The organism is Actinomadura sp. 3N508 (genome assembly GCF_044326375.1).
Classification (GTDB): Bacteria; Actinomycetota; Actinomycetes; order Streptosporangiales; family Streptosporangiaceae; genus Spirillospora.
Genome location: NZ_JBIRAX010000003.1, coordinates 226,498 through 238,458, shown reverse-complemented (window position 1 = coordinate 238,458; position 11,961 = coordinate 226,498). Strand labels below are relative to the sequence as shown.

Genomic DNA, 11,961 nt, shown 5'->3' with positions numbered 1-11,961 from the left:
TCATCGGGACGCGGCGTCCAGCCTCGCCGACAGGACACCGAAGAACGGCGACTCCGCGTCGAGGCCGCGCGGGCCGGCGGATCTGGCCCGCCGGCTCGCGGACGTGTCGCCGCCGCCGTCCTCCCGCTGTGCCAGCCCGGTGAACCCGCCCCGGAAGAACACCAGGGGTTCACCGCCGGGCGCGGCGCCGAGATGCGTCACCCGGCCGAGCACCAGCTCATGGTCGCCGGCCTCCTGCATCGTGTGCGGGACGACATCGAGCCAGGCCGGCGCCCCGTCCAGGACCGGGTGACCGGCGGGGGTCAGCGACCACGGCACGGCGGCGAACCGGTCGGCGCCCTTGGCGGCGAACGTCCGGCACGCGGCCTCCTGGTCCGCGCCGAGCATGGTGATCGCGAAGCCTCCGGCCCGGCGCAGGCGCGGCCAGGTCGACGACGAGGCCGCCGCGCAGAAGGCGATCAGCGGGGGATCGAGGGACACGGAGGTGAAGGAGTTCACCGCCAGCCCCTCCGGCCTGCCGTCCACCATCGCGGCGACCACGACGACGCCGGTCGGGTACCGGCCGAGCACGGCGCGGAATTCGGCCGCATCCAGTAGTTCAGTCACGGTCGTCATAGAACCGCAGTGGATCTGGCCAGGGAACGGAAGAGGTCCGCCCAGCAGAACAAGCCTTCCCAAGGTGCCAACTTCTCGTTAATGTCCTTACGACCGTCACAAGAATGAAGGAGTGCAGGTGATCGGAGTCGACTCCCGCACGCTCGACGTGGACGGCGTGCGCACCCACCTGCTGGAGGCGGGGGACGGGCCGCCCGTGGTGCTGCTCCACGGCGGGGCGTGGGGCGAATGCGCCCGCACCGCCTGGGAGGCGGTCATCCCGGAGCTGGCGGCCGGGCATCGCGTGATCGCGCCCGACTGGCTCGGCTTCGGCGGCACCGCCAAGATCGTCGATTTCGCGGACCGGGCCGGCCGGATGCTCGCCCACCTCGCCCGCCTGCTGGAGATCCTCGGGGTGGGCCGGGCCGACGTGGTGGGGCTGTCGATGGGCGGCTCCCACCTGCTGCGCGACCAGACCGCGCAGGTCCCGGCGCTGGACGTCCGGCGGATGGTCCTCGTCAGCGCGGGCGGCCCGCCGATCTCCGGCCCCGCCCGCGACGCGCTGATGGACTTCGACGGGACGCCCGACTCCATGCGGAAGCAGATCCGGCTCGCGTTCGCCGACCCCGCGTGGGCCGACGACGACGCCGTGGTCGCGCAACGTCTGGAGGCGGCGCTCGCACCCGGCGCGTACGAGGCGTTCGCCTCGCTCGGCCTGCGTCCCCCCGGCGCGAAGCCGCCGCCGCTCGGCGACCCCTTCGACTACTCAAGGGTCCGGGTGCCGACCCTCGTGACGGCGGGCGGCGCCGACCGGCTCAAGCCGGCCGGTTTCGCCGAGGAGGTCGCGCGCCGCATCCCCGGCGCGCGGCTGGAGATCTTTCCCGGCTGCGGCCACTGCCCGCAGCTGGAGGCGGCCGCCGCCTGGAGCGCGGCGGTCCTGGCCTTTCTGGACAAGGAGACATCGTGAGCGACGTTCTCGACGCCGGCGTGCGCTGGCGCACCGAGCCCGACCGGATCGAGGTGGACGGTGTGCCGATCGCCTACCGCCGGGACGGGACGGGCGACCCCGTGCTGTTCTTCCACGGCCACTGGCTCACCCGCTGCTGGAGCCCGCTGCACGCCGGGATCGCCGAGGGCGCCGACCTGATCGCGCCCGAGGCGCCGGGCTTCGGGGACACGCCGTGCCCGTCCTGGGTCACCGGCCGCGACGACGTCGTCCTGCTGTACCGGAGCCTGCTCGACGCCCTCGGGCTCGACCGCGTGCACGTCGCCGGGTACGGGCTCGGCGGCTGGCTCGCCGCCGACTTCGCCGTGTTCAACCCGCACCGCGTCCGGAGCCTGGCGCTGCTCGCGCCGTACGGGCTGCGGGTCCCGGGACGCCCGATCGCGGACGTGTTCATCATGAACCCCGCCGACTACGACGACATGTACTACGGCGGCGATCCCGTCGACGGTGTCGTCCCCGGCCCGGGTACGCCGGCGCAGGGCGGGCCCGAGGGGTTCGCGGCCCGCTACGGCGACATGGGCGCCGCGGCCCGCCTCATCTGGGACTTCCGCTACGACCTGAAACTGGAGCACCGGCTGCCCGCGCTCGGCGTCCCCGCCCTCGTGGTCGCGGGCGACGGCGACCGGATCGTCCCGGCCGAGCATCCCGCCCGGTGGGCCGAACTGCTCGGCACCGGCGTGCGGACCGTGCCCGGCGGCCACGCCTTTCCCGTCCAGCGGCCCGCGGAGACGGCCGCGCTGATCACCGCGTTCGTCTCGGGGGTGTCCGATGCCTAACCGGCTCGAGTTCCACGTCTTCCACCTGATGCCCTACCCGTTCATCCCGCCGGGCGAGGACCTGGAGTCGACCTGGGTGACGCTGCCGAACACCCATTTCGAGCCGCAGGTGGCGCACAAGCTCTACACCGAGAACCTCGACCAGCTCGTCGCCTGCGAGCGGCTCGGCTTCGACGGGATCATCGTCAACGAGCACCACCAGAACGCGTTCGGCACCATCAACGCGCCGAACGTGTGGGCCGCCCACCTCGCCGCCCGCACCGCCCGCATCCGGATCGGCGTGATCGGCAACGCGCTGCCGCTGCACCAGAACCCGCTGCGGGTCGCCGAGGAGATCGCGATGCTCGACATCGTGTCCGGCGGGCGGATCGTCTCCGGGCACGTGCGGGGGATGGGCGCCGAATACCACTCCTCGGGGATGAACCCGACCACGTCCAAGGCCCGGTTCTGGGAGGCCCACGACCTGATCGTGAAGGCGTGGACGGAGCCCGGACCGTTCACCTGGCAGGGCGAGCACTACGACATCGAGCACGTCAACCCGTGGCCGCGCCCCCTCCAGGACCCGCACCCGCCGGTGTGGATGCCCGGCACCGGGTCCACCGACACGATCGACGAGGTCGCCAAGCGCCGGTTCTCCTACATGCAGACGACGACGTCCAACTGGGTGACCAAGAAGTCGTTCGCGCTCTTCCGGGAGATCTGCCGGGACAAGTACGGGTACGAGCCCGACCCGGCGCAGCTCGGACGGGTCGTCCCCACCTACGTGGCGGAGACCGACGAGCAGGCCCGCCGCGAGTTCATGCCGCACGTGATGTGGTTCTTCCGCACCGGGCTGAAGATCCCGATGCACCATCTGATGCCGCCCGGCTACAACACCGCCGACTCGATCCTGCGGACGATCAAGGGACGGCAGGCCGCCGGGGTCAAGGACTTCTGGGAGCTGACCTACGACGAGCTCATCGACCAGGGCTACATCGTCGTCGGCTCGCCGCAGACCGTCATCGAGGCCTACGAGCGGATGATCGAGGAGTACGGCCTCGGCATGGCGATCAGCGCGGGCGGCCCGCTCGGCTCGATGCCGCACTGGATGGTGATGAAGAACCTCCAGATCATGGCGGAGGAGGTCGTCCCGCACTTCCGCGAACCGGACGGCCGCCCCGGCCACCTGCGCGCCTCCCGTCCCGCGCCGGAGACCAACGCGGAGATGGCGGCGCTGCACGGGGCGCCGAAGCTGAGCCCGGTCGTCCGGCTCGCGGACGGCCGCGACCTGCCGACCCCGCTCGGCCACATCCCCGAGATCGCCGCCGGCGCCGACACCCGCCCACCGGCGAGGCGCCCATGAACAGCGACCGGTCGACCGGGCCTCTATTGGGCAGTCCCAACCGGCTCAAGCTGGCCGTGTTCTCGGCGAACATGGCGGGCGGCGCCAACCTCACCCATGCGCCCGAGGCGCCCCGGGCCACCTGGGCGGAGAGCGTCCGGATCGCGCGGGCCGCCGAGGACGCGGGCTTCGAGGCGCTGATCCCCGTCGCCCGCTGGCGCGGCATGGCCGACCCGGCGCGGCGGGACGCGCACCGCTCGTTCGAGTCGTTCACCTGGGCGGCCGGGATCGCGGCGGTCACCGACCGGATCCAGGTGTTCGCGACGTTCCACATCCCCGTCACCCATCCGGTCAGCGCGGCCAAGCAGATCGCGACCGTCGACCACATCGCGGGCGGACGGTTCGCGGTCAACATCGTCGCGGGCTGGAACGAGGACGAGTTCCGCATGTTCGGCCTGGAACAGCGCGAGCACGACGACCGGTACGCGGTGGCGGACGAATGGATGACCTTCCTCGACCGGATCTGGGCGGCCGAGGAGGAGTTCGACTTCCAGGGCCGCTATTTCCAGGCGCGGAGCGTGCTGTCGGAACCGAAGCCGGTGCAGCGTGGCCGTCCCGTCATCATGAACGCGGGCTTCAGCCCGGCCGGACGCGACTTCGCCGCCCGGCACGCCGACCTCACGTTCGCGATGGTGCCCGACCCGGCGTCCGCGGCACGGATCGTGCCCCAGCTGAAGGCGGAGGTCGATGAGCGCCACGACCGCAAGCTGATGGTCTTCGCCGGGGCGCACGTCGTCTGCGCGGCCACCGAGGACGCCGCCCGCCGCGAGTACGACCGCATGGTCGGGGAGCTAGGCGACCAGGACGCGGCGGCGAACGCCATCCGCCTGCTCATCCCGAACTCCGCGAGCGGCGACTTCGACGCCGCCGGGATGGCCGCCGCCGCGATCGCCGGGTTCTTCGCGTTGCCGCTGGTCGGGACGCCCGACTCGGTGGTGGAGCAGATGGCCGGACTCGCCGACGCGGGGCTCGACGGGCTCGCGCTCTCGTGGCTGGATTACGAGTCCGGGATCGATCAGTACGCCCGGGAGCTGCGCCCCCGGCTGGTCGAGGCCGGGCTGAGGGAGAGGTGAGCGCGTGATCGCCCTTGTACCGGCCGACGCCGGGACCGACGCGATGGGACCGCTGCCGGACGGCGTCGAACTCGCGGTGCTCGGCACCGGCGTCCCGGCGAAGGCGGAGTTCTGCGTCCTGGGCCCGCCGGACGGGGACCGGTTCGCCGAGATCCTGCCCGAGCTGACCGCGCTGAAGGTCGTGCAGACGCTCAGCGCCGGGATCGACCGGGTCCCGGAGCTGCCGGCCGGTGTCACGCTCTGCAACGCCGGCGGCGTCCACGACGGCCCGGTCGCCGAGTGGATCATCGGGGTGATCCTCGCGATGAACAAGGACCTGCCCCACTACCTGGAGCGGCAGCGGGCGGGCGAGTGGGACACCGCGGGCAACACCGCCTTCTCCGGCGCGGCGGGGGCGGCCGACCTCGCCGAGCAGCACGTCCTCATCGTCGGCCACGGCTCGATCGGGCGGGCGCTGCACGACCGCCTCGCGCCGTTCGGGACGAAGGTCACCGGCATCGCCCGGCATCCCCGCGACGGCGTCCTGGGCCCGGACGACCTTCCGCGTCTCCTTCCCGGGGCGGACGTCATCGTCCTGCTCGCGCCCCTGACCGCCGAGACCAAGGGCATGGTGGACGCCGCGTTCCTGGCGGCGATGCGGCCGGGCGCGCTGCTCGTCAACGCCGCGCGCGGCGCCCTCGTCCAGACCCCGGCGCTGCTCGGCGCGCTGCGGGCCGGACGCGTCCGCGCCGCGCTCGACGCCACCGACCCCGAACCGCTGCCGCCGGGCCATCCGCTGTTCTCCGCGCCCGGCGCGCTCATCACCCCGCATGTCGCGGGCTCGTCCGAGCACTGGCGCGACCGCGCCTACCGGATGGTGGGCGACCAGCTCCGCCGGTACGCCGCGGGGGAGCCGCTCGCCAACGTCCGCCGCCACGGTTACTGATCTGGAGCCCGCATGTCGAACGAGATAGGCGTCCTGCTTCCCAACGGGGTGCCCGGCTGCACGGGGGAGACCCTGCGCACCTGGATCCGCGAGATCGAGGACGGCCCGTTCTCCTCCCTCGGCGTCGCCGACCGGTACGTCTACGTCAACCACGAGATCATGATGACGATGGCGGCGGCCGCCGCGCTGACCGCCCGCGTCCGGCTGATGACGGCGGCGTTCCTCGGCCCGCTGCGCCCTACACCGCTGTTCGCCAAGCAGGTCGCCACCCTCACCGCGCTCGCGCCCGGCCGGGTCTCGCTCGGCGTCGCCGTCGGCAACCGCGTCAACGACTACGAGGCCGCCGGGATCCCCTGGGAGCGCCGCGGCCGGATCATGGACGACCAGCTCCGCGCCCTCGCCGCCCTCCGGGACCTCAAGGGCGAGGACAACGCGGTCGGCCCCGAGCTCGGCGAGATCGAGCTGCTCATCGGCGGCGCGTCCGACCCGGCGCTGCGGCGGCTGCTGGAGCACGGCGACGGGCTGGTCAGCGGGGGTCTCAAGCCGGAGGTCTTCGCGTTCGAGGCGTTCGCCGCGGGTCAGGCGTGGGAGGGCGCGGGCAGGCCCGGCCGTCCCCGGCTCGTCGCGAGCACGTGGTACGCCTCCGGCGAGAAGGCCGGCGACCTCGCCGAGGCCCGCCTCGCCTCCTACCTGAAGAACGGCGGCCCGCCCGAACACGTCATCTCCGGCATCGCCCGCGGGCGCGACGGCATCGAGGCCGCGTTCCGCGGCTACCGCGCCCAGGGCGCCGACGAGGTGCTCTTCTTCCCGCTGCTCGACGACCCGGCCGAGCTGGAATGGCTCGCCGCCGTCATCGGCGACCTCCCCGACGTCGAACGCGGCGCGCCCGCACCCGACTTCTCGCTGTTCGACAACACCCCCGACATGAAGGGACGGCACGGATGACGGCGGCCGACCTGCCCCGCGTCGAGCTGCCGGGCGCCGACCGTCCGCTGCCGGACGCCGATCTGCGCGCGCGGCGGGAGGCCGTCGTCATCGAGCACCTCACCACCGAGATGGCCGGCGACCTCGACGCGTGCCTGGCGACCATGCCGGAGGGCGCGCACTACCGCATCCTCCCGACCGGCCGCGTCCACGCCGGAGACGACCAGGTCCGCGAGCTGCTGAGCGACCTGCTCGGCGCGTTCCCGGACCTGCGGCTCGTCCCGGAGCTCGTCCACCACGCGGCCGACGCCGTCATCATCGAGGGCCGGACGGTCGGCACCCAGCACGCCGACTGGGCGGGCATCCCCTGCAAGGGGCGGGTCATGGACGTCGAGGGCGTCATCGTGTTCCGGTTCGAGGGCGCCACGATGGTCAACGAGACCGTCTACTACGACCACGCCGCCGTCGCCGCCCAGCTCGGCGCGGGGGAGTGAACCGCATGCGCGGGCTGCGGATCGAGAAGCCGGGACGGCCGCCCGAAGTGGCCGCCGACCTGCCCGTGCCCGCCGCCGGCAGCGGCGAGACGCTGGTGCGTGTCGCCGCCGCCGCGCTCGGGCACCTCGACCGCAGTGTCGCGTCCGGCACGTTTCCCCGTAACCCGCCGCCGCCGTACGTCCCGTGCGGCGACGGCGCGGGCCGGGTCGAGGAGTCGGAGCGGTTCCCGCGCGGCGCGCTCGTCTGGCTGCGCGGCGGCGGCCTCGGCGTCACCCGTGACGGGGTCGCCGCCGAGTACGCGGCCGTCCCGGACGAGGCGGTGCATCTCGCGCCCGAGGGCGTCGATCCGATGCTCGCGTCCTGCTTCTTCTCGCCCGCCACCTCGGCCTGGATCTCGGTGCACGAGCTGGCCGCCGTCCGGGACGGGCAGCGGGTCCTGGTGACGGGCGCGGCGGGCGCGGTCGGCTCCCTCGCCGTGCAGCTCGCGTCGCTCGCGGGCGCCGACGTGACGGCGCTGGTGTCGCGTGAGGAGCGGGCCGCGCTGGTCCCCGGCGGTGTCAGGACGATCGTCGGCACGGTCGACGCGGGCCCGTACGACGCGCTGATCGAGACCGTCGGCGGGCCAGGGCTCCCCGCACGGCTCGACGCGGTGACGCCCGGCGGCGTGGCGGTCATCGTCGGGTACACGGCGGGCGCCCGCCTCGAACTCGATCTCCCGTCCCGCTGCGCGCACGATGTCGACCTGCGCTTCCTCAACATGATCCGGCGGGCACCGCAGGCGTTCGCGCTGGCCGACGACCTGCTCGTCCGGTTGTCCGAAGGCGAGCTGATCCTGCGCACCGACCGGTACGACCTCGCCGAGGCACCGGCCGCCTGGCAGGCGCTCACGGACGGCCGCGCGCGAGGACGCGTCGTCCTGGAGGTGTCCGTTGATCGATGACGTCTTCGTGTTCGACCTCGTCGTCCACCTGCACGACATGAGCGAGGCGAACCTGCTCACCGCGAACCCGTGGGCCCGGCACGTCCGGGACCTGTCGCTGGGCCTCGGCGAGGGGCTGCGGCCCCTGCACGGAGACCCGGAGACCTACGACCGCCGGTTGTCCGCCGCGACGATGGGACGGATGGTCTTCGGTGATCCGCCCGGCAGCGAGCCGACCGACATCGCGATGGCCCAGGTCGTGCCCGTCTTCGACTGGTACGACGACTGGTGGGCGCCGGTCGAGCTGCAGGCGGAGTTCGCCCGCGCCTACCCCGGCCGCGCGCTGTTCTGCGGCGGCGTCGACCCCGGTCACCGCGGCGTGGACGTCGCGCTGGAGCACCTCGAACGGCAGGTCGAGGAGCTGGGCGCGGTGTCGCTGAAGTTCTACAACGGGCACGTCGACCGCGGCTGGCGCTGCGACGACGAGAAGCTCGCCTACCCCGTCTACGAGCGGGCCCGCGACCTCGGCATCCGCGTCCTGCAGTTCCACAAGGGCAACCCGTTCGGCACCGAGAACCTCGAACAGCTCCACCCCGGCGACCTGCAGCGCGCGGCCCGCGACTTTCCCGACCTCACCTTCGTCATCCACCACCTGGCGATGCCCTACTTCGACGAATGCGTCAACATCGCCGCGCGCTTCCCCAACATCCACCTGGCCCTGTCGGCGACGGTCAACTTCACACCCGTCCGGCCCCGGCTCATCCAGCGGCAGATGGGCGAGCTGCTCGCCACCGTCGGCGCCGACCGCCTGCTGTGGGGCTCGGAGGCGGCGCTCGCCGGCCCGCCGCGCCCCTACCTGGAGGCGTTCATGGCGCTCCAGATCCCGGACGACCTGCGCGAGGGCTACGGCTATCCGCAGATCACCCGCGAGGACAAGCGCAAGATCCTGGGCCTCAACGCGGCCCGGCTCTTCGGCATCGAGGTGCCCCATGAATGTTCCTGACACCGTCGAGGCCCTGTCCCGCATGATGCGCGGCCACGGGGGCGGGCTCGAACTCGTCGCCGACGGCGCCGTGCCGACCGTCCGCTACACCGGGATGTGCGCCGGATGCCCGGGACGTCCCGCCTGCCACGAGGGACTCGTCGCGCCCGCACTGCTCGCCGTGCCCGGCGTGCGGGACGTGGACGCCCCCGGCACCCGCGTCGACCCGGCCGCGCGGGCCAGACTCCAGCAGTTCACCGGAGACGAGGGAGAGCCCCGATGATCACCGCTGCCGTTCCGCTCACCGCCGTCGACCCCGTCCAGGGGGAGGCCGACTCGGTCCTGTCCAAGGTCCGGCTGATCCTGGAGGCGTTCCGTCCCGATGACGAGGCCGTCGCGCTCGCCGAGCTGGTGCGCCGCACCGGCCTCCGCAAGGCGACCGTGCACCGGCTCAGCCAGGAGCTCGTCGCCTGGGGCGCGCTCGAACGCGCCGGGCTCGGCTACCGGCTCGGGCTGCGCCTGTTCGAGCTCGGCCAGATCGCGCCGCGGCAGCGGGTGCTGCACGAGATCGCGCTGCCCTACCTGGAAGAGCTCGCCCACATCACGCAGGAGACCGTGCACTGCGCCGTCCGCGACGGCACGGACGTCCTCTACATCGAGAAGCTCGGCGGGCACCGCAGCGTCACCCGCCCGTCCCGCACGGGCGGCCGCATGCCGCTGCACTGCACCGCCACCGGCAAGGTCCTCCTCGCGCACGCGCCGTCCCGCGTGGTGGACGACCTGCTCGCCCGCCCGCTGCGGCGGCTCACCGGGCACACCGTGATCGCGCCCCGGCTGCTGCGCGCCGAGCTGGACCGCATCCGCCATGCCGGGTACGCCGTCGAGACCGAGGAGACCCGGCTCGGCTACCTGTCCGTCGCGGCGCCCGTCCGCGCCGTCCGCGGCCGCGTCGCCGGGGCGATCTCGGTCGCCGCGCCCACCTCCCGGACCCGGCTGCCGAGGCTCGTTCCCGCAGTCCTCGCCGCCGCCGGACGGATCTCCGAGCGCCTCATCGACCACGAACTGGACCGGGAAGGCCGCTGAGCGCCGGTGAGTGAGATCCGCTTCGCCTATGCCGGGACGCCGCAGGGCCAGGTGCACTACGCCGAATGCGGAAGCGGCGCGCCGGTCGTCCTGCTGCACCAGACCCCGCGCTCCTGGGACGAGTACCGGGAGGTGCTTCCGCTGCTCGGGCGCGCCCGGCGCGCTATCGCGCCCGACACCCCGGGATTCGGCGCCTCCGCCCGGATCGCCGAGCACACCATCGAGAACTACGCCAGGGGCCTCCTTCACCTCCTGGACGCGCTCGGCCTGGACGAGTTCGACCTGGTCGGGCATCACACGGGCGGGGTCGTCGCGGTCGAGCTGGCCGCGCGGGCACCGGACCGCGTCCGGAGGCTGGTGCTGTCGTCCACCCCGTACATCGACGCCGCCGCCCGCGAGCGCCGCGCCGCCCGCGAGCGCCGCGCCGCCCGCCCGCCCATCGACGCGGTCGGCGAACGGCCGGACGGCGCGCATCTGACCGAGCTGTGGGCCCGCCGCGCCGCCTTCTATCCGGAGGGGCGCCCCGACCTGCTGACCCGTTTCGTCCGCGACGCGCTCCGCGTCTGGCCGGACGTCGAACACGGGCACGCGGCCGTCAGCGCCTACCGCATGGAGGAGCGGATCGGCCTCATCGGCTGCCCGGTGCTGTGCGTCGGCGCGTCCGCCGACCCGTACGCGTTCCCCGAGCTCGGCCCGCTCACCGAGCGGATACCGCACGCCGGAACGGCCGTGATAGAGGGTGGAGCCGTGCCGCTGGAATTCCAGGCCGGACAGTTCGCCGACCTCGTCGCCGCCTTCCTGGACGGGGCCGGTGTCTCCCTCACCCAGGAAATGGAGCCCAGAGAATGAAACCGTTCGCGTCTTCGGCCGACCTCGTGGAGAAGGACCGCAGCCTGGACGTGCTCGCCGACGGCGTCTACGCGCTGACCGCCGAAGGCGACCCCAACGTGGGTGCGGTCGAAGGCGAGGACTTCGTCGTCTGCTTCGAGGCGCTGGCGACCCCGGTCGCCGCCCGCGAATGGCTCGCGCTGCTGCGCGAGCACACCGACAAACCCGTCCGCTACCTGGTGCTGTCGCACTACCACGCGGTGCGGGTGCTGGGCGCGAGCGCGTTCGACGCCGGCGTGATCGTGGCGCACGAGAAGACCCGGGAGCTGATCGCCGAACGCGGGAAGCAGGACTGGGAATCCGAATACGGGCGCATGCCGCGCCTTTTCAAGGAACCGGACTCGATCCCGGGGCTGACCTGGCCCACCGCGACGTTCAACGACCGGTTCACGATCCCGCTCGGCGGGGACCGCGGCGACCTCGTCCTGCGGTACTGCGGCCGCGGCCACACCGAGGGCGACATCGTCGCCTGGCTCCCCGAACACAAGATCCTCTTCGCCGGTGACCTGGTGGAGGCGCAGGCCGCGCTCTACACCGGTGACGCGTTCCACCGCGACTGGGCCTCGACGACCTTGGACACCGTCGCCGCGCTCGGCGCCGAGGTGCTGGTCGGCGGGCGAGGCGCGGTCGCGAAGGGCGCCGCGGCGGTCGAGGCGGCGATCGGCCAGACCCGGCACTTCCTGGACGTGATGATCAGCCGGGTCGGGGCCGTGCGGCGGCGCGGCGGGACCCTCAAGGAGGCGTTCGAGGCCGTCCACGCCGAGCTGGAACCCCGCTACGGCCGGTGGCCGATCTTCGAGCACTGCCTGCCCTTCGACGTCTCCCGGCTCTGGGACGAGCTGTCCGGCATCGAACGCCCCGTCATCTGGACGGCGGAACGCGACCGGGCGGTCTGGGACGAGCTGCAGGGGTGAC

The 11,961-nt window shown here is 73.2% G+C and carries 14 protein-coding genes; 13 read left to right on the top strand and 1 reads right to left on the bottom strand.

Features of this window, described 5'->3' with window-relative positions:
* The gene (locus ACH34S_RS12425; protein WP_395952701.1) at positions 1 to 615 is read right to left on the bottom strand and encodes a flavin reductase family protein; all 615 of its coding nucleotides are present in this window, start codon (positions 613 to 615) and stop codon (positions 1 to 3) included.
* Positions 616 to 733: 118 nt separating this feature from the next.
* Between ACH34S_RS12425 and ACH34S_RS12420 the strand changes: the two genes are divergently transcribed.
* From ACH34S_RS12420 to ACH34S_RS12360, 13 genes are read left to right on the top strand one after another with little or no spacing between them, the layout of a single operon-like run.
* The gene (locus tag ACH34S_RS12420) at positions 734 to 1,561 is read left to right on the top strand and encodes an alpha/beta fold hydrolase (protein ID WP_395952700.1); all 828 of its coding nucleotides are present in this window, start codon (positions 734 to 736) and stop codon (positions 1,559 to 1,561) included.
* Positions 1,558 to 2,376 (top strand): alpha/beta fold hydrolase, encoded by an 819-nt coding sequence (locus ACH34S_RS12415; RefSeq protein WP_395952699.1) that lies wholly within the window; start codon positions 1,558 to 1,560, stop codon positions 2,374 to 2,376. The genes ACH34S_RS12420 and ACH34S_RS12415 overlap by 4 nt, the downstream gene beginning before the upstream one ends.
* Positions 2,369 to 3,718, top strand: coding sequence for an LLM class flavin-dependent oxidoreductase (locus tag ACH34S_RS12410; RefSeq protein ID WP_395952698.1), 1,350 nt, complete (start codon positions 2,369 to 2,371; stop codon positions 3,716 to 3,718). The genes ACH34S_RS12415 and ACH34S_RS12410 overlap by 8 nt, the downstream gene beginning before the upstream one ends.
* Positions 3,715 to 4,830, top strand: coding sequence for an LLM class flavin-dependent oxidoreductase (locus tag ACH34S_RS12405; RefSeq protein ID WP_395952697.1), 1,116 nt, complete (start codon positions 3,715 to 3,717; stop codon positions 4,828 to 4,830). Before ACH34S_RS12410 ends, ACH34S_RS12405 begins: the two co-directional genes overlap by 4 nt.
* Positions 4,831 to 4,834: 4 nt before the next feature.
* Positions 4,835 to 5,755, top strand: coding sequence for a 2-hydroxyacid dehydrogenase (locus tag ACH34S_RS12400; RefSeq protein WP_395952696.1), 921 nt, complete (start codon positions 4,835 to 4,837; stop codon positions 5,753 to 5,755).
* A gap of 12 nt (positions 5,756 to 5,767) precedes the next feature.
* Positions 5,768 to 6,700, top strand: a complete 933-nt coding sequence (locus ACH34S_RS12395) for an LLM class flavin-dependent oxidoreductase (protein WP_395952695.1) — start codon at positions 5,768 to 5,770, stop codon at positions 6,698 to 6,700.
* The gene (locus tag ACH34S_RS12390) at positions 6,697 to 7,173 is read left to right on the top strand and encodes an ester cyclase (RefSeq protein WP_395952694.1); all 477 of its coding nucleotides are present in this window, start codon (positions 6,697 to 6,699) and stop codon (positions 7,171 to 7,173) included. Before ACH34S_RS12395 ends, ACH34S_RS12390 begins: the two co-directional genes overlap by 4 nt.
* Positions 7,174 to 7,178: 5 nt before the next feature.
* The gene (locus ACH34S_RS12385; protein ID WP_395952693.1) at positions 7,179 to 8,114 is read left to right on the top strand and encodes a zinc-binding alcohol dehydrogenase family protein; all 936 of its coding nucleotides are present in this window, start codon (positions 7,179 to 7,181) and stop codon (positions 8,112 to 8,114) included.
* Entirely contained in the window at positions 8,104 to 9,096 is a 993-nt protein-coding gene (locus ACH34S_RS12380) for an amidohydrolase family protein (RefSeq protein WP_395952692.1), read from the top strand. The genes ACH34S_RS12385 and ACH34S_RS12380 overlap by 11 nt, the downstream gene beginning before the upstream one ends.
* A complete protein-coding gene (locus tag ACH34S_RS12375; RefSeq protein WP_395952691.1) occupies positions 9,083 to 9,358 on the top strand; it encodes a hypothetical protein in 276 nt (91 codons plus the stop codon). Before ACH34S_RS12380 ends, ACH34S_RS12375 begins: the two co-directional genes overlap by 14 nt.
* Positions 9,355 to 10,158 carry an IclR family transcriptional regulator gene (locus ACH34S_RS12370; RefSeq protein ID WP_395952690.1) on the top strand — a complete coding sequence of 268 codons (804 nt, stop codon included), beginning with the start codon at positions 9,355 to 9,357 and terminating at the stop codon, positions 10,156 to 10,158. The genes ACH34S_RS12375 and ACH34S_RS12370 overlap by 4 nt, the downstream gene beginning before the upstream one ends.
* 6 nt (positions 10,159 to 10,164) lie before the next feature.
* Positions 10,165 to 11,007, top strand: coding sequence for an alpha/beta fold hydrolase (locus ACH34S_RS12365; RefSeq protein WP_395952689.1), 843 nt, complete (start codon positions 10,165 to 10,167; stop codon positions 11,005 to 11,007).
* A complete protein-coding gene (locus tag ACH34S_RS12360) occupies positions 11,004 to 11,960 on the top strand; it encodes an MBL fold metallo-hydrolase (protein ID WP_395952687.1) in 957 nt (318 codons plus the stop codon). Before ACH34S_RS12365 ends, ACH34S_RS12360 begins: the two co-directional genes overlap by 4 nt.
* The last annotated feature ends 1 nt before the right edge of the window (position 11,961 follow it).

Bases quoted from the DNA above. Each gene is read 5' to 3' on its own strand.
- ACH34S_RS12385 (WP_395952693.1), top strand. From the start codon at position 7,179: ATGCGCGGGCTGCGGATCGAGAAGCCGGGACGGCCGCCCGAAGTGGCC.
- ACH34S_RS12425 (WP_395952701.1), bottom strand. From the start codon at position 615: ATGACGACCGTGACTGAACTACTGGATGCGGCCGAATTCCGCGCCGTG.
- ACH34S_RS12375 (WP_395952691.1), top strand. From the start codon at position 9,083: ATGAATGTTCCTGACACCGTCGAGGCCCTGTCCCGCATGATGCGCGGC.
- ACH34S_RS12360 (WP_395952687.1), top strand. From the start codon at position 11,004: ATGAAACCGTTCGCGTCTTCGGCCGACCTCGTGGAGAAGGACCGCAGC.
- ACH34S_RS12390 (WP_395952694.1), top strand. From the start codon at position 6,697: ATGACGGCGGCCGACCTGCCCCGCGTCGAGCTGCCGGGCGCCGACCGT.
- ACH34S_RS12405 (WP_395952697.1), top strand. From the start codon at position 3,715: ATGAACAGCGACCGGTCGACCGGGCCTCTATTGGGCAGTCCCAACCGG.
- ACH34S_RS12410 (WP_395952698.1), top strand. From the start codon at position 2,369: ATGCCTAACCGGCTCGAGTTCCACGTCTTCCACCTGATGCCCTACCCG.
- ACH34S_RS12395 (WP_395952695.1), top strand. From the start codon at position 5,768: ATGTCGAACGAGATAGGCGTCCTGCTTCCCAACGGGGTGCCCGGCTGC.
- ACH34S_RS12370 (WP_395952690.1), top strand. From the start codon at position 9,355: ATGATCACCGCTGCCGTTCCGCTCACCGCCGTCGACCCCGTCCAGGGG.